Annotated in this window: 15 protein-coding genes; 2 read left to right on the forward strand and 13 right to left on the reverse strand. The window is 41.6% G+C overall.

Annotation, left to right across the window (positions count from 1 at the left end; all coding sequences use genetic code 11):
- Positions 1-462: 462 nt before the first annotated feature.
- The 3 genes from T456_RS22640 to T456_RS20585 form a co-directional block, all read right to left on the reverse strand.
- On the reverse strand, positions 463-633 hold the full coding sequence (locus T456_RS22640) for a hypothetical protein (RefSeq protein ID WP_155838130.1): 171 nt from the start codon (positions 631-633) through the stop codon (positions 463-465).
- 48 nt (positions 634-681) lie between these two features.
- Positions 682-1,158 (reverse strand): hypothetical protein, encoded by a 477-nt coding sequence (locus tag T456_RS0117145; protein ID WP_024867233.1) that lies wholly within the window; start codon positions 1,156-1,158, stop codon positions 682-684.
- Positions 1,159-1,313: 155 nt separating this feature from the next.
- Entirely contained in the window at positions 1,314-2,372 is a 1,059-nt protein-coding gene (locus T456_RS20585; protein ID WP_024867234.1) for a helix-turn-helix domain-containing protein, read from the reverse strand.
- A 129-nt stretch (positions 2,373-2,501) separates the two neighbouring features.
- On the opposite strand from T456_RS20585, the gene T456_RS0117155 reads away from it, so the two are divergent.
- Together T456_RS0117155 and T456_RS0117160 are read left to right on the forward strand one after the other, a co-directional pair.
- Positions 2,502-3,863 carry an MFS transporter gene (locus T456_RS0117155; protein ID WP_024867235.1) on the forward strand — a complete coding sequence of 454 codons (1,362 nt, stop codon included), beginning with the start codon at positions 2,502-2,504 and terminating at the stop codon, positions 3,861-3,863.
- On the forward strand, positions 3,844-6,225 hold the full coding sequence (locus tag T456_RS0117160) for a glycoside hydrolase family 2 TIM barrel-domain containing protein (RefSeq protein WP_024867236.1): 2,382 nt from the start codon (positions 3,844-3,846) through the stop codon (positions 6,223-6,225). The genes T456_RS0117155 and T456_RS0117160 overlap by 20 nt, the downstream gene beginning before the upstream one ends.
- A gap of 117 nt (positions 6,226-6,342) precedes the next feature.
- Here T456_RS0117160 and T456_RS0117165 read toward each other — a convergent pair whose 3' ends face one another.
- The 10 genes from T456_RS0117165 to T456_RS0117210 all read right to left on the reverse strand — a co-directional run bounded on the left by T456_RS0117165 (position 6,343) and on the right by T456_RS0117210 (position 17,811).
- Positions 6,343-7,116 (reverse strand): hypothetical protein, encoded by a 774-nt coding sequence (locus tag T456_RS0117165; RefSeq protein WP_024867237.1) that lies wholly within the window; start codon positions 7,114-7,116, stop codon positions 6,343-6,345.
- Positions 7,109-8,443, reverse strand: a complete 1,335-nt coding sequence (locus T456_RS0117170; protein WP_024867238.1) for a hypothetical protein — start codon at positions 8,441-8,443, stop codon at positions 7,109-7,111. Before T456_RS0117170 ends, T456_RS0117165 begins: the two co-directional genes overlap by 8 nt.
- Before the next feature lie 81 nt (positions 8,444-8,524).
- Positions 8,525-9,178, reverse strand: coding sequence for a helix-turn-helix domain-containing protein (locus tag T456_RS20590; protein ID WP_024867239.1), 654 nt, complete (start codon positions 9,176-9,178; stop codon positions 8,525-8,527).
- Positions 9,144-9,824, reverse strand: coding sequence for a DUF3990 domain-containing protein (locus tag T456_RS0117180; protein WP_024867240.1), 681 nt, complete (start codon positions 9,822-9,824; stop codon positions 9,144-9,146). Before T456_RS0117180 ends, T456_RS20590 begins: the two co-directional genes overlap by 35 nt.
- Positions 9,825-9,888: 64 nt before the next feature.
- Positions 9,889-10,962, reverse strand: a complete 1,074-nt coding sequence (locus tag T456_RS0117185) for an NAD-dependent epimerase/dehydratase family protein (RefSeq protein ID WP_024867241.1) — start codon at positions 10,960-10,962, stop codon at positions 9,889-9,891.
- On the reverse strand, positions 10,959-12,413 hold the full coding sequence (locus T456_RS0117190) for an oligosaccharide flippase family protein (protein ID WP_024867242.1): 1,455 nt from the start codon (positions 12,411-12,413) through the stop codon (positions 10,959-10,961). The genes T456_RS0117185 and T456_RS0117190 overlap by 4 nt, the downstream gene beginning before the upstream one ends.
- Positions 12,414-12,419: 6 nt before the next feature.
- Positions 12,420-14,183, reverse strand: a complete 1,764-nt coding sequence (locus tag T456_RS0117195) for a thiamine pyrophosphate-binding protein (RefSeq protein WP_024867243.1) — start codon at positions 14,181-14,183, stop codon at positions 12,420-12,422.
- 3 nt (positions 14,184-14,186) lie between these two features.
- The gene (locus T456_RS0117200) at positions 14,187-15,251 is read right to left on the reverse strand and encodes a polysaccharide pyruvyl transferase family protein (protein ID WP_024867244.1); all 1,065 of its coding nucleotides are present in this window, start codon (positions 15,249-15,251) and stop codon (positions 14,187-14,189) included.
- Positions 15,230-16,522 carry a hypothetical protein gene (locus T456_RS0117205; protein ID WP_024867245.1) on the reverse strand — a complete coding sequence of 431 codons (1,293 nt, stop codon included), beginning with the start codon at positions 16,520-16,522 and terminating at the stop codon, positions 15,230-15,232. Before T456_RS0117205 ends, T456_RS0117200 begins: the two co-directional genes overlap by 22 nt.
- Complete coding sequence (locus T456_RS0117210) at positions 16,519-17,811, reverse strand: glycosyltransferase family 1 protein (protein ID WP_024867246.1); 1,293 nt, start codon at positions 17,809-17,811, stop codon at positions 16,519-16,521. The genes T456_RS0117205 and T456_RS0117210 overlap by 4 nt, the downstream gene beginning before the upstream one ends.
- Between the last annotated feature and the right edge of the window lie 5 nt (positions 17,812-17,816).

Raw genomic sequence — 17,816 nt, forward strand, 5'->3', positions numbered from 1 at the left:
AATATTTTTCTCTCACGGTTGGTTTCCGCATACGGTCTTAGCAGATCGGTAAGGATATAAAGAATATCTGAATTGAAGGCAGCCTCATCCGCTACTTTTTCCTTCAGATAAAAATAGATGATAAGAAAGGATGTGGGAATATCACAGTCAAGAAAGGACTGCTCACAGCTTTGGACAAAGGCGCCTGCATTAGACTTTCCATGTGTCCACTCCGCATATTTGTCAAGACAATCAGGGTATTCTCCCAGATCATCCGTACCAAATGTACTGATCAGCAATGAACTATCCATTTATTAAGCCTCCTTCATGAAATGAACTGATTATGCTGCATTTATCCCATTAATTAGTGTAGCATGGCACAAGTTTAAGTGCCAATATTACGACAACAAAAGCCCATAAAACCAACGAGAATGCTGAGTTTTGTGAGCTTTTGCACTACTGTATTTAATTGAGATTCATAACTTATTGGAAGCTGGGAACATCGCTACTTGATAGCTCTTTTCCCTCTTCTTTTTTGGCATCGGCACCTGCGATTCCCGGAAAAAGGTAACCTACTGTGTAGATTGCAAAACTTGAAAGCACCATAGAACTTAATACTGTTAAGATATCCCTCATCATTTCAATCCCCATCATTTTCTCTCCTCCTCTTAAGAAATCCGCATTAGCGTTCCTTACATTTGATCAGGCGCCGGTACCCCAGTCCTTGTAAGCCTCCCTGTAGGCTTCCGCCTCCATGCGGTCGCGCTCTCTTCTCTCCTGCTCTTCTTTCTCTGATGCCTCCGCGTTCCTACGATCCATTTCTTCTTTTGAGACAGTTTGGAAGAAGCCGCCGAATACAAAGCTCATGAGGGAAGCAAATATGTGCTTATTAACCTGAAAACCTTCTTTCATGCTGCGCTTTATGTACCAGCCCTTTGGAGCAGTCTCTCCTGTTTCATGCTCATAGATGAAAGCTGCATACACTCCGTGCTCTTTCCACCTTCTTACATGCATGATCATCGATACAATTGTGATCAAAGCGAAGATCACTTCCACCACCTGGCCATTATCACCACGGCTCACCAATGCACAGATGAATGCCGGTACAAGAAATGAAGCATATTTGTCGATAAGGTACTTCTTTCTCTTCTCGTTATATTCGTTTGTATTATTGGACATCTTATGTTCCTCCTTTTGAAGAATCTCGTTGTTGTTTTGTCTTACATAAGTAATACCGGGGTGTTTGGCAAAAGGTTTTATAAAGACTAAAATTTTTTTTAAATTTTTTGGCTGCCATTTTTGGGGTGAGAAAAAGCGAGTAAAAAGGCGCAGGATTAGTCGCTGTCTCTTTTCCTGTACTGAGCCGGCGAGACGCCATAGTGCTCCCTGAATATTGAATAGAAATGGCTTCTGTTGGTGAAACCAAGATGCTCTGAAATCTTAGCCACATTCATATCTGTGCTATCAAGCAGTTTTGCTGCTTCTTTCATGCAGATATTCATTCCGTAATCAAAAAGGCTCAGGCCTGAATATTTCTTGCACAGGCTGTTCAGATAGGAGCCCGAATAATTAAGCCTTTTACTGAGGTCGCTCCTGCTTAGTCTTCCGTTTGTCGATACGAGGGCATTTCTCACCTGATTGAATATTCCCAGCTCTGTTTCCGAACCAAAATGTATCGGTATAGTACTGTAGGAACCGCTGTCACTTAAGGTTTCAAACAGTTCCAAAAGAAGCGACCTGATTTCAAAAGAGCTGCCAAGATCCGGAGACAGAAAAATAGTAACCATCCTCTCGAAATAGGAGTACATTCTGTCATAGCACTCCTTACTCTCATCTATCGGGATAAAATCCAGATACTCCATTGCACCGGAGTCATTGCTGCCTGTATTATTCCTGAAAAATTCAAAAACCTGGTTTCCTTCAAATTTCTTTTCCTCCCCAAACAGATAATCCTGTCCCAAAAACAATGACTGTACCAGTTCCTTGGATAGCATAACAAACAGTGCCCTGTAATCGGTGGAGAATTCCTCTGAATGATGGATATTCTTGTTCATAAGGCAAAGACTCCCCTTGGTGTACAGGTGCCTTTCGTACTCAATGTTCTGATAAACCTCTCCCCTTATGACAAACAGAAGCTCAAAAAAATCGTGGGAATGCAGCACCGATCTATGGATTGGGTTCATTGGATGGTCTTTGGGCATCACCGTCAGCACGGATTGCTTTGGAGAAATCAGCGCAAAGACAATATTCCCCTCCTCCTGATCCGGGTGAACCGTCTCAAAAGTCAGATCGATTGCACCTCTGGATCGGTAGTGCGTAGCATCGGTATAGGATTCGTAGACCTCCGGATCTACGGGTCCGTTTGTTGTGAAAAAAAGATTTGATATATCCATGCCCTAATGATAGTCGAATATGATACATTTTTCAATTTTAAATGGTTATTTGTGTCATTTTCAGCCCAAAACAAAGATACTAAACTCATTTATGTAACATAATTATCATTGTTATTGGGAGGGTTTCTAATGGATAACGAGAAAAAATATTTATCACTGGGCAAAAAGATTGCCTATGGATCCGGAGATTTTGGATCCAATTTCTTTTACATGCTGGTTTCGTCCTTTGTGCTCATCTACATGACCAACACAATCGGGATGAATCCCGGAATCGTCGGCACACTTATCATGGTAAGTAAGCTCCTTGACGGAATTACAGATGTCTTTTTCGGAAGTCTTATAGATAAGACCAGGAGTAGCATGGGCAAAGCAAGGCCCTGGATGTTCTTTTCCGGATTCCCGCTTGCTTTATGCATGATCATGATCTTCGCTGTCCCCACATCTTTGGGAGATACAGCCAAATATGCATGGTTCTTCATTTTCTATACCTGCGCCAATGCGCTGTTCTACACTGCCAACAACATCGCTTATGCAACTATGTCAGCTCTTATAACCAGAAATGAATCCGAGCGGGTTTCACTGGGGTCCTTCAGGTATATTTTTGCAATGCTCGCTTCAATAATCGTTTCTTCCTCCGCAGTTGCCATAGCAAATGCACTGGGCGGCGGTGTTGCAGGCTGGAGAGCAATGGCGATTGTATTTGCTGTCATCTATCTTATCTTTAACTCAGTTGCAAGCCTTGTCTGCAAGGAAATCCCGGACATCGCCGTAGAGAAGGGAAAAGAAACAGAGAAGGAAAGCTTCTGGCTATTGCTGAAAACAGTAGTTACCAACAGATATTACCTGCTCCTTTTGGGGTTGTATCTGTTCCTTTATATCAACACAAGCCTTGGAACGAGCATCGGCGTTTTTTATTTCCAGTACATAATGGGCGATCCCGGTCTTCTGGGAACGGTTTCCGCAGCATCACTGTTCATGATCATCGGATTTGTATTAAATCCTATGCTTGTTAAGAAATATGGAATGTACAAGGTTAATCTCATATCTTTCATAGCCTCCACCATCGTTTCGGTAGTGCTTCTCTTCTTTGTATATACCGCGAATCTTGGTGCAATCATTGTGCTGTCAGTTTTGAAGGCCATCACTCTGGCATTTTTGATGGGTTCGCTGAACGCCCTGGTTGCCTGCGTATCACAGAACAGCTATCTTAAGACCGGACTTCACACAGAAGGAATGATGTTCAGCTGTTCCTCAATCGGAGTAAAGGTGGGCGGTGGCCTCGGCGCAGCATTGTCAGGATGGCTTTTGTCCGCAGTAGGCTTTGTCGGAACAGCAGAGGTCCAGACCGTTGCCGTAAATAACATGATAAAATTTATATACGGAGGAATTCCGCTTATCCTCACAATCGCAATGACACTTATTCTCGCAGCAATGAATGTCGAAAAAGACAACAACAGACTGGAGGAAAGAAATGAAAAGAAAGCCGTTTAATCTGGATTGGACCTTCTATAAGGAAAATGAAAAGAGCAGCGCTAAAGTCGTCACTCTTCCCCACGACGCAATGATCAGCGAAAAAAGATCAAAGTCATTTCCTTCCGGAACCGGAAGCGCATATTTTGCAGGGGGAGTCTATTATTACACCAAATCACTTCACGCCCCAAAAGAATGGGAAGGAAAGCATATTGCCCTCGAGTTCGAGGGTGTATATCAAAAGGCCACTATCCTGGTGAACGATACGGAAGTATATAAAAATGCCTACGGCTACTCCAACTTCTATCTTGATCTTTCGGACCGGCTCATTTTTGGTGCCGATAACACCATAACCGTTATTGCCGACAATTCCAATTGTCCTAACAGCAGATGGTACTCCGGAAGCGGCATATATCGAAATGTAAATCTCTTTGTCGCAGAAAAAAGTCATCTTCAGTACAACTCAGTTTTTGCAGATGCAAGGGCAGACGGAAGTGTCAGAATCAAGGGTCTTACCACCGGCGGAGACAGCGTGAAGATTGAGCTAAAGCATGAAAACAACCTTGTAAAAGAGCTTGTCACCGAGGTCACCGATGGTTCTTTCCTTGCAGAGTTTCAGGTAGACTCACCTCTTCTTTGGAGCGATGAATCACCGGATCTTTACGGACTTACGATAGCTCTTTTGACCGGGGATAAGGTTGCGGACTTAGAAGAACTGAAGATTGGTTTCAGAACAATAGAGTGGTCGCCCCAAAAAGGACTTCTGGTAAACGGAAAGCGTACGCTTCTTCGCGGAAGCTGCATCCACCACGACAATGGAATCCTTGGCGCCTGCGGATACGACGACGCCGAGAGAAGAAAAATCCTGCTTCACAAAAATGCCGGTTTCAACGCTATTCGCAGTTCCCACAATCCATGCTCAAGAGCAATGCTCGAGGCCTGCGATGAGCTTGGGATCTATGTTATGGACGAATTTGTTGATCACTGGATCATCCACAAAACCAGATATGACTATGCAAATGAGGACTTTACAGTCAATTGGAAGAAGGACCTCAAGGCTATGATAGACAAGGATATGTCCCACCCCTCTGTCATCATGTATTCCATAGGAAACGAGATCTCAGAGCTGGGTCTGGACAGCGGAGTTTCTTATGCGAAAGAGCTGACGGATTTTGTTAAAAGCATTGACAGCACAAGACCGGTCACTGCCGGAATCAACCTCATGCTTGCAGTTATGGCAGCTAAGGGAAAAGGTCTTTACGGAAATGACAAAAAAGATATCTCAGGTACCGATTCGGTTCCTACCAGCGCCTTCTTCAACATGCTCATGAATCGCATGGGCAGTCTCATGGATGGCATGGCTTCCAGGAAGGATGCCGACAAAGTGACTGAATCTCTGGAAGGTATCCTTGATATCAACGGTTATAACTACGCCACTTCAAGATATGTAAATGAGGGCCGGAAATATCCCGAAAGAGTTATCGTTGGTTCAGAGACACTGCCCTGCGCCGCCTACAAAAACTGGAAGCTGGTTGAAAGCCTCCCCTATCTGGTGGGCGACTTCGTATGGACAGGAATGGATTATCTGGGCGAGTCCGGAATCGGCACAGTTCAGTATAAGAGTGACAAAAAGGACAGCAATCGCCTTATTATTTCAGGAGGTGCAGGACTTATCGACATCTGTGGCAAATTCCGTCCCGAGATAAGCTGGAACCGAATGATCTGGCACCAGACCACCACTCCGGAGATAAGCGTTGAGCCCATGACCAGGGCAGGAGACATTGGAGCCCTCAGTATGTGGAGACTCACCGACGGTGTAAGCAGCTGGACCTGGCCCGGCTGTGAAGGCGCCAAAAACAAGGTACATGTATATGCCACCGGAGAATACGTTGAACTCATTGTCAACGAAAGAAGCTATGGCAGGAAGAAAACCAAAGAGTTCATGGCTGATTTCAAAAATGTGAAATACGAGCCCGGAACCATTACCGCCAGGTCATTTGCTTCCAACGGAAATATGATTGCAGAAAAGAGCCTTTCAACTGATACCGGAGACATCAGGATCAGCGCAGTTCCTGAAGTTGACGAGCTTAGGGCAAACGGTCAGGACCTTTGCTATATCAATATTGATCTTGTTGGAGATAATGGAATAACCAAGTCTTCCGTGGACACCCTGCTTAACATTGAAGTATCCGGAGAAGGAAGCCTTATCGCTTTCGGAAGTGCCCGTCCCGCTCCGAAAGAGAGCTTTACAGGAAATTCCCACACCACCTTCCTCGGAAAGGCTCAGGCTATTATCAGAGCCGGAGTCAATCCCGGAGCAGTTAAAGTCAATATCACCGGGAAGGGCCTTAAAGCTGCTCAGCTGGAAATCAAAGTAAAATAAGATAAGAAAACATTAATATAAATGACCTGCTGCTCAGGAAAAGATATGTGCCTGTCTTACCGGCTAATCCGGTAGGAAACCACATATCAGGAGCGGCAGGTCATTTTCAGTTTGCATTCACTCTCCGATATTCTGCTGCATATATTCCATGATGGTGTCCATTGTCAGCTCTTTTCCCGTTCTGTCCTTGTAGATCTCCTCGAGGGTTCTGCCCTGGTCTTTAGGATCCAGGTCAACATCTTTGGCATGGGCTTTTAAGTCATCGCCGTCAGGAAGAAGCTCATAGGCTGTATTGTGTACAAGCCACTCATAGGCCATATCATCAGCTGTGCGGTAGGACACCAGATCTTTTCCATGGACGGGGTGCTCGTCGATGAGAGCCTGACAGATAATGGTAATATCTGCTTCACTTGTGACTCTGTAGGAATCGTAGATCCTCCAATTGTCGGGCTTGTAGACAGCAGTGAAGGTCTCACCGTCGTAAATGAATGTGTAATTTACGCCCTTTCCGTCGGTGTCCGTAAGGGCGATGTCAGCAGGCGATGAAAGGATGCCACCGGAGGTTGAGGCAGTTTCAGCAGAAGCTTCCGCGTTGGTGTCATCAGCGTCGGGGGACTCCGCTTCTGAGGCGTTGTTCAGAGCTGAGCTTGCTGCTATAGCCTCTTTGGCCACCTCTTCCGCATCCTTAATCTGTTCCTTGATCTCGTCCTTGTGATCGCTGATGGCAGCCGCCGATTCCTCCAGCTGCTGCGCAGCCTCCGTCACAGTCTGTTCAAGCTTATTATCTAATGTAGCCACGGTCTCCTTCTGAGAGTCTGTAAGTGTCAGGCTTCCGCAGGCGGTCAACGACAGCGCCAGGATGAGCGGGGCGATAATGTATCGTTTATTCATGTAACTCTTTTTCCACCTTCAACAGCTCTTTTTCTGCCTTCGAATATCCACACTTATGAATATAGAACATCAGTAAACGCAGATATGTTGACGGATGATATTCTTTCCTGCGTTCCTCATCTGCATACGTGAAAAGTATTTCAGGGATTTCATCTATGGAGATGCCCTTTAGCCTGTTAGCTTCATCTGTGGATATAAGAACCTTTACCTTCTCATCAAAATCATCAAAGGAATATCGCAGTTTCACTGTGCAGAGCAGAGCGAAATTATACCTGTCCGATTCAAAGTCCACGCTGATGCATCTGAGCGATGACTCATTCACAATGTCCTCAAACATTTTATCATCCAGTTTAAATTCTTCCTTGAAGGCCCTTTTCAGCCAGCCGGAGAGAAAATTATCAATGTAATTTTTGCCGTCAATTATATCCTCGATGTCAAGCTGCTCGCCCAGTGTGGCAGCCCAGGTCCCCGGATTATCATTGCGCTTCGACTCACTAATATGAGCCAGTACAACTTTATTATCACGGCTCTCTATGAGAAGATGCATGCATAAACTGTTTGGAAGATATGGGTCAGCCTTGTCTCCACTTACTATTCCGGATACATATTCCTTCATCAGGCTGTTTGAATCGACCTCATCGCCTTTGGCTTTTCCAAAGCCATCCCACACATAACTGGTCTGACTCCACTCTGTTCTCCCCACGGAAAGAAGCAGTTTTCGGTTGTGCTTATCAAAGTTTACCGAGCATTTATTAAGCATAACTCTTGGTAGATTATTCCCGTCCTTGATGATCTTTGCAAAGGACTCAGTCGACTTAAAAGCTTCATAGTCCTCTTCATTAAAGTGATAGCTCTTTTGCCCAAATTTGCGTTCACTATATTCCTTCGTGAAAAACGAGTACATAACATCATCGTATCTATCGATGACAATATTCTCCGGAGTCCAGCCAAATATAACATCGCTGCATATCTCAACTGTCTTGCCCTCTCCCCAGCTGATGCATCCACCGCCTAAGGAATCTGCGATCTGCGGGCTTGTGTATTTCTTCATAAATTCCGGAAATTCCCTGGAAAAAGATTTCTTGTTGATCCGATTGATTCCCCAAATGAGAAGCACATTAAAGAGAACAAGGAGAATAAGCGAAGCCAAAGTCAGAACTCCGCTAAAAGACCTGAAGTCAACCAACTGCAGGAAAACCTTGTAGGGATCCTTAAATACATCTCCGCTGGTGCCGGAGATTGTATTGAGAATCAAAGATGTAAATATAGTGATGAATATTCCGTTTATCGTTGTTCTGTATTTACGGAGCCAAATGAATATGCGCATGAAAGTCCTCTTATTTGTATGTTTTAAATGCTTACTCTATGGTGGTTAAGATAATGGAAGTGCCCAAGCGTACAAAAGATCTCATTGAAGTTCTAGTATGTCTTCAGGCGTACACTTCAATACCTTAGCCAAAGAAATAATCTTGTCGGTAGAAGCGCGATTTATATCTTTGTCCCTTATTTCATATTGCTGAAGTGTCCTGACATTGACTCCAGAAGCATCCGCCAGTTCTTTTTGGGACATTCCCAAGCGCTTTCTGTACTCCTGAAGCCTTGTGGCCTGAGTTCCTGTAGCGTTCATCATCTTCTCGATTTCAATGAAGGCTCTTTCTTCCGAAACGGTATGCAATGCCGGATATAATCTGCCCAGAGTGTCAAAAGTTACTTTTTCGAGAATATCCAAAAAAGAGCAACTCAGTTTCCATTGAACATATGCCAGGATATATCCATACCAGTATTCAGCCTCAGTATCATACTTCACCAATGCCGGAGGCCATTTTCTGTACTCTCCGTAGCATTTGTCCACTATTCTATGATGCAGCTCAGTGCCTGACATTCCACTGACAACCGCCGGGTCGCCGTGTTCAAAGCGATCGGCATAGCCACTTATGGTGAACATTCTGAACAATTCTTCCAATCGTATTTCCGGGGTGACGAGCATGGTGTACTCAGTCATCTCCCCCAAATTTCGCATCGCATCATCAAGATAAAGTTCTGAAAAAGCCGGTGTCGTCATCTTCTATCCCCTTTCTCATGATGTCACTCAAATATAATCCTTCTTTGTCTTCCTGTTCCAACAGCTTGTGGAATGCATTTCTGGCATCGGTATCACGCTTTAATCTCTTGGGATAATAAAGCTTGCCATCTACCAAATAAGATTCGACAAAAGAGATTGCTCCAAAAGCCTTTTTGCTCCTGAGCATAACCTGTAATCCCAAGTCCCCGTATTTCATGGCATGAGTCAGTTGCTGTATCGTTATGGTATTACTGAGAAATGCTCTCGAAAAAGAGAAATAGGAATCATCCGCACGGTATCCGATGATCACATCGCTTCTGCTCACATCCGGAAGATACTTGGAAACAACATAATCTATACCGCGCTTTTCCACAGGATTGGTAACCCGAACTGTGCGGTTACTCATCAGAAGAGCAAGCCAATTAAGAATATGATACTTACCATCATTCAAATTCAGACATTTTAAGCCATCCGTATTCAGCGAATACTCATTAACAAATCCGCCCTTAGCACTTATAGCCGCCCATTCTTTAGCAAGCTCAATATCTTCAGTACAATAAAAGCCACGGCCATAGTCATTGTCTGACCTGCCCTCGCCATAAATCGGCTTATTCACTATTTGTACAGAACCGTGATATAAGATCATAATGTGCTCCTATACTTCTGGGGAAGTATAATAATTATACTTCCAGGGAAGTATAGAGTCAAACTCACCTTGATACTTCAAAATACGGAGTATACCTTCCCACAAGATATTTGATCTTCTCGGTCGTTGAAAATCCTCCATATATGAATGAATCTCCGGTTATACGATTATAATATGCTTCGGTTCTTGCAGAGATATGGCCAAAAGACCTATCTCCTCTAAGAAATCCTTCAAGGCAACGTGAAATTCCATTCTCAGTGGATTCAAATTCAAGCTTTCCTATCACTTTTTCGAGTCTGGAATTGTCAAACCTTCTGCTGATACTGCGAGCATATTTTATCTGATAGTATTTTCCAAGCCTACCGGCAAGCTTCTCCCAATCATCTATATACTCTATCAATAGCTCTTTACCTGCTACTGTCTGAAGCGTTTTGCGATATATACCGTTCACTTCTCCCCATGTAATAGCCTCTGCCCCGGCGATATTTAGGGTAACTCCGTAGGACTTCTCATTTCCTACGAGGAGTGAAATTGCACGGGCCACATCATTTCCACTGCTCATTGTCGTATATACATTTTCAAAACACTTCGGAAATACTACCTTCTCGTTATTAAGTACCCTAAATAACCACTCTTCTTTTTCACCCAGAGCGTATTGCAATCGATTTATGTTATATGTAAGGCTGGGACGTACAATGGTATAATTCCCTTTGTTTGATGATAATAGAACGTCCTCCTGACGAGCTTTTGCAAGAGCATACTCGTCAGTTTGCAGATAATTGCAATCTTCACTTACATCCAACAACCGAGGACAGTCCTCCGTTATTATCTTGTCGGAAGGTGCGTAAACCCTTGCTGAACTAACAAAAATATATTGAGAAGTACTATTTAAAACATAATCTGCCCTATCTGAAAACTCATCCGTCGAATAAGACATAAAATCTATTATTACATCATATCCTTCATTCAAAAGTCCACTCAGAAAACTTTTATCATGGGCATTTCCCTGATGAAAATAAGTATCACCGGAAACATGTTTACTCCTGCTGGTAATATGAACCTCATGGCCAGCTTTGATAAGGTATTCTTTCAACGATATTCCTATAGCTCCGGTGCCTCCCAATATTAGTACTTTCATTTACTCTCCCATTGAATAATATCCCGCCTAATAAATACTTCAATTTTCTTCCTGAACAAAAAAATAATGATCACGATAACGCTCAACAGTAGATATCTTATTATCCTATGTTCATAGACCGGGACAAAAGCCATTCCCAAAGCTGTACTGCAGATGCTCAGAGCCAGAAACATTCCGTATCTGTATGGTCTGACTCCATTCAGATAATTATCACAGACTTTTTTCATAAAATACATATGTGTATAGCCAAGTATCGCAGAGCACAACAGTGTAGTATACCCCGCTGCCACATATCCAAATTTAGGAATCAACAGATAGTTGAGAATCACATTCAATATTGCTCCGACAAGAGTCCCAACAGTAGTCCATATTCTTTTTTCATAGTAGAATTCGAAAGGTGCAAAACAAAGATACAGGTATGAAAAGAACCCACTTAGAGCAACAGGCACTATTGTATATATAGCTTCACTGTACTCTCTTGGAGCAAACAGAAATAACAATTCAGGTGCGATTGCTATCAGCAATATATTACATGCTGCCACAAATATCAGAGAGGATACAACCACTCTTTCCATACTCTCAAATTTTCGATCCCTGATCTTCTGATATAGCCAAGGGCTCATAGTTTTATTAAGAGATTCATTTACAATCAGCATGATCTGAGCAAGCGAATATGCAAGACCATAGATCCCCGCTTCCGATTCACCAACCATTCTTTGTATCATAATCTTATCGGCTCCCGCCAAAACGACACCGGACAAATAATGAGGAATAAGCGGTAGATTGAACAAAATTGCGTATTTCCAGAACTTTGAAGAAAAAAACACTTTTCCTGTAGCTATCTGAGCAAAAGAAAATCCTGAGTAACAAACGAGTTCAACCAGGGCAATGCCCAATATTCTGGCTGTTGCCTTATCATTTGAATTCAACACAAATATTATGCTGATTACCGGTTTTAGGATGGATACTATGAGAGTTATAAGCACCAGCCTTTTGTATCTAAAGCGGTTACGCTCAGTCGTCATCCAAAAAGAAAAGGATGCCGAAGCCCATATCATGATGAGCATAGCCAACATCTGAACTGTAGTCAGCTTAAACAGTGAATTCCAAAATTCTCTGAATAATAAATAGATTATGGTCCATGCCAGGCAAAGAGTAATCGTAAGTCCCTGAAGCGAGGATGTAAACACCTTCTCTTCTTCTCGGAACTTTACTATACCCATGGTAAATACACCTGTGAAAAGATTCATCGTAACTATTACAGTAACGATGGAAAGCCATGAGTAAAAAACACTATACCTCCCATAATCGGTCGTTGATAAAAGCCTGGTGAATATGGGTGTAGTGATAACTGATATACCCCTCTGCAGAACCGCACATACAAAAAACCAGAATGATGCCTTCATCTGAATAGGGAGCAAATCATATTTTACCTTAACCTTCTTCAGCATCTTTTCCTAGTTTCCTCTGATTATCTTTCTAACTGCATTGACGGCTTTTTCACCAGCCACTTTTCTTATAGTTTCTTTCGCAGTTTCACGAGCAAGGCCTGAGAGTGGCTGCATTAAATGATTCATGATATAGACAGCATCACTTTCATCTTTGTAATTTGTAAACACTTCAAAAACAACCGACTTATCCATAGTCGTATCAAGGAACTCCGGCAATACTTGTTCGAATTCATCCATTCTGGAGGCTGTCAGATACTTATATCCAAGATTCTGTACATAATCTTTTATCAACTCGGGGGACTTATTGCCAAAATGCCCAGATGCCGCAATATAGTCATCAGCTTCATCACCAAAGTCGTTGGCAATATGTGAATAGAGCTTAAACTCAGCGCCCCCTCCATTGTTTATCACGAGAAGCCGAATATTATTGCCAATATGTCTATTCCCCAATGAATTCATATCATAAAAAAATGTAAGATCCCCGACAACACCAAAATGAAGTTTATCGGGAGAAGCCAAAGACTCTCCTATTAGTGCGGAAACCTGTCCATCAATTCCCATAGTTCCATCATTTGAGAAGCAAGTTATATCTTTAGGTAATTTAAAGTAATTCCATGCTCTTGCTGTGTTTGACCCTCCAAGATGCAAAACACAGCCCGATGGCAACCTAGATAACATGTTTTTTGCTATCCATACATTTGAAAACGGTAGTTCTTTCACTTTTTCCAGCACAGAATCATACAGTTGCTGCCACTGCTTTGCATAGCAGTTCTCTGCATAATCAGGGATAGTGTCTATCATTCCGTTATAGTATCCGAAGAAAGATTCCTCTTTCATTTGAAAAACAGCAGTAAGCTTCTTTTCCGGATCTGCCACTTTACCATCAAGACTCACTCTCCACATTTCAGCCTTTTTCATTCCGGATACATATCGGGCTGTATCACCAATATGTATCACAAGATTGGCGTCATCAAGCCCATTCTCATAATGCAATAATCCATTTATCAACGGAAATGCAACTCCGTAATCACCACTGTAATTTGAAGAATGAGTTGTTAATACAACTGCATTATACTTACAACAAAATTCATCCACAGCTTTTTTCAGCAAATCGCTCCATTTTCTGTGAACTCCGACTAAAATAGCAATTCTATTGAAGTGTTTTATGTCAGGCATCTTATCTTCACAGCCAAAGAATCGAATCATTTTTATATCGGGCAGTTTTTTCACTGAATAATCCCTGCTAAATTCGGTCACCAAATTTATGTGAACCGGTCCGCCTCCATCTTTTCGCATTGCGATAAGTGCTCTATTTATATTCAATTCACAAGCCCATTCGTCTTCTTCTGAATAAACGCTCTCAACACTTATACTCTCTTTAACAAGATCGACCATATGAGCGCTTCTATCAATGTGCTGAGGGTATAAACTTCCTGCTCTGCCAAGGTGTTGTGTTGATGTAATGGCCACAATCGGCAAATGGCGATAAAAAGCCTCCGTCAAACCGGGCACATAGTTCCTTGATGCAGTAGATCCTGTACAACTTAACGCTACAGGCTCTCCGGATTCAGTTGCCAGCCCGCATGCGATGAAAGCTGCCGATCTCTCCTCTGAAGAAGAATATATCTCGAAATATGGGTCATGTTGTATGCTGGCAACAAAACTTATATTAGCAGTACCAGGACTTACTATTACTTTCTTAACCCCATGCTCTTTCAAGAGTGCAATCAGTATTTGCGTATGTTTTTCAGAAGTATAGTACTTATCCATTTTCTAACCTCTCTTAACACAGTCCCTCAGGAAGTCCTCTGATGCAATGATCATTTTATCCAATAGTTCGCCGTCATATTTTGAGAACTCATATAAAGGCATGTTGTCTTCATCCGCACATATCCCCAGATTTCTCAACAGTTCCATCGATCTTTCAGGTGATTTACAATTAGGCAAATGCAGACATTTGCGATGAAAAATTAAAGAAAACGCTACCGCATGATATGAATTAGTGCATACGCAATCAGCTTCTGACACAAGTCCCAAAAACTCCAATGGTCCAACGTCATTTAGCTGATCAGCGCCATAAAAATAACTGTTCCTTGTCGGATGTATCTCATATATATCAAGCGCATTTGACTTGGCATATTCGGTTGCATAGTTATAAAGCTCCTCGCTTGGTTCCAGTAGATAAACCAAAACATAAGGTTTCTTCAACGAAGCAGGAATTGCAAGCTTTTTCCACTCATCTCCCCTTAATAAAAAAACCGGATCCAACACATTATCACAGTTTTTTCCTACTACCTCCTCAAGTTTATCTCTTATGTAACCTTCCCTGATAGAAATCCTGTCAAATCGTTTCAACAAGTCAGAAACCAATTCATATTGAATGCTTTTATCAAATCCTGATCCAAAACTGGCAGCATAAGATATTTTTCGTTTAATGATTCCACTTCCAAAATAGGTCATATCATCGGATGTTATTTCGGTATTCCAAATCTGGTCGCTACCAAAAATAATCAGATCATATTTATTACAGAATATTCCAACTTCTTCCTGACCATAAATGTGATCCTTTATCCCCAGATAAGCATCATCAAATTCCTTAAATTTTCTATATTGCTTTACCTTATGCACATACTTTACAATCCTTGATACTCTTGTCCTGATTGCTATGTTTTTTGCAAACGGATCTATTTCATACTGCCTTCGAAAAGCATCAGGATAATAAGGAATAATATCCGCTTCTTCTCCGTTTCGGCGGCACCATTCCCGTATAGCATATGCTTGCAATACTGCCCCATAATTATGTGCAAACCAAAATGTTAGTATTCCGATCCTTGCCATTGTGCTTCATATTCCTCTATTTCACTTGTTTCATCCGCTTCATAATTAAAGCTGGATAGCGCAGTTACAAACAGCGGGTAAAAGAAGGTGGTATAAACAAAAGGTCTTTGAAAAATTGATATCATAAAGCACAGAAAAAATACGATTCCTTCTTTGGATCTATCTCGCAGGTAAGTCTGTATAAAAAGTGATATATATAAAATGGAACCAATGATTCCATAATCGTAAAGAATCAGCTTATATGAATATGTTCCATCATTAATAAGTCTATGGGCACTCTTCCCCATACCCATAAGCAACGGATATCCTCCACCTGCTATAAATGCTCGATAATACTCCAAAAACCTCTTTGTATCTCTCCTGGAGAATAGGGTATTTATAAGCATCTTTTCCTGAAGTGTCTTTATCAATAAAATGTCATTAGGAAGAGCATAGATAATCCCATATACAATCAATACACCTGCAATAGCTATCAGGGTCTTGTACATCTTCTTGGTATACGTTATCCATAAATAAAAGACGGCTATGATTATGTAAAAGGCAGTAGAGAGTGTCAAAATGCCTATAAGTAACACAGGTATTCGCAGCCTTTTCTTGATTCCTTTATAGGATCCTGCATATAGCAAAGCAGATATTGTTCCGAGAACACCGGGTTCATCAAATATCGCACAGTAACGGTATAGTCCTCCTGACCGAAGCACTACCCCCATTGGAAAGACATAATAAAACTGCTGATTTCTTATGATGTTATTTCTTCTACCTCTTCTTGCGATAACTGAATGAGGAATAAGTCGTTGTAGTCCAAGTACACACACTAAATAATATATAAGACCTATAGTGGCAAACAGGAGAAACAGCTCAATTATGTACTCGAATAGAATCTTTTTTCGTTTTGGCGACATCTTAATCACAAGATAAACAACAAGAAGGAGTCTGATATCACCTACAGCAAAATCGAAGTTACTTTCTGCGCCAAACAAACTTCCATGTACTTTCACTGCTATAGCAATGAACATTATCACCAGTTCCCTTAACGTCAGCGTAAACAGGGCTTGCCCTTGAATTCTCATCTCCTCGAACAAAAGAAGAAATGTTGCTGCCCAAGCCAACAAAGATGCCATTGTGCTTAATCTGCTATTGCCATACCATGCAATATTGAAATAAACCCAGTCCATATCAAAAAATATACTCACAGCAAAAAGTAGTAAGATTTTTGATCTTACCCCCAGAAAAGATTTTGAATTTGTTCTTTCAAGCACAGCCTGGCTCATTTTGTTCCTTCTAAGTAATCAGAATATTTCCTTGTATAGAGTTTTTCTGTAATAAGTGCAAAAAAAGATCTCTTCTTAAGTACTTCGCTGAAAGCCGTGTTAAGTCTGTCATTTTTCGACGTGGAGACACATGTCACGTCAGGGATATTGTCTCTGTAGCCCAATGGTACAATCACATCCTTGTCAAAATACTTTTTTACTTTTTCACTAAAAGCATCATAATCGAAAAGCAGTTCAGAAAGAGAATCCATTGAATTATCAAGTACTATTCCGTTATTTCTCTCTAATACCATATGAGCTATGTTTCCACTGGTTTTTGCAGTGACTATGTAACAACCGGCTGCTTCTGACTCAAAAAATGTGTAACTATAGGTTTCTGGCCAAATTGATAAAAGGAGGCAAACATCAATATTGTTGTCCCTGAGTGCTTTTATCATTGCATCTTTTCCGTCTCTGGTTGACACATGTATATTTGTTATGCCTGGCCTATGATCCTCATATTCACCAAAATAATATATCTTGTAATTACTCGTTTTCTCTAAAATAGCATCGCTAACTCGAAGCCAGGAATCCCAGCCTTTACTGATCGTTTTTGCTCCGACAAATGCTATTTTCATTGTAGTGATGTCTTTTCTTTTACGGCGAATATACTCTCCGTCTCCCATAAGATGAGGGATTACAATTATCTTTCCAATAAACTGCGGATAGGCCTCCGCGAACATTTTTTTTGCAGTTTCTGATGGCGCTATAAACTTATTTTCATACTTCCCAAGATTATTAAAGAAATGTGTAAGGACAGTTCTGTGTTCAAGGGTTCTCTGATAGTATTCGCAATCAGAGCATTTTGAGGCATTCACTTTGGAATCACCGCAATAATATTTCCCATTTTTCAGAAGATTATACTGTATACATATCGAATAATAGTCATGAAGGTAAAATGAGACTCCAGAAGGATTTATAGCTTCTATAAGTCTCTGTAATACTCTGATATTCCAGTTGATCAGGCTGTGAATAAATATTTGTCCAGCCCCATCTTTAGCATTCTTTTCAAAATAATTCACAAGTTTTTGAGGAGCACACACTCCGAGGAAATCAAACCCCTCCATCACGCCTAAGTATTCGACAGAAATAGGGCCCATGCTTTTCCTTATTGGAAAAATAGTGTAGCAAGAAACCCCATTCAACAGATAATATTCAACCTGAGCTTTTATATACCTCTCTATTCCACCAGTTCCCCAATTCACATTACTAGAAGTAATAAGAAGAGCGTAGTCTCTATTTGAAGCCATCTGTT

Source organism: Butyrivibrio sp. FCS014, from assembly GCF_000526935.1.
Classification (GTDB): Bacteria; Bacillota; Clostridia; order Lachnospirales; family Lachnospiraceae; genus Butyrivibrio.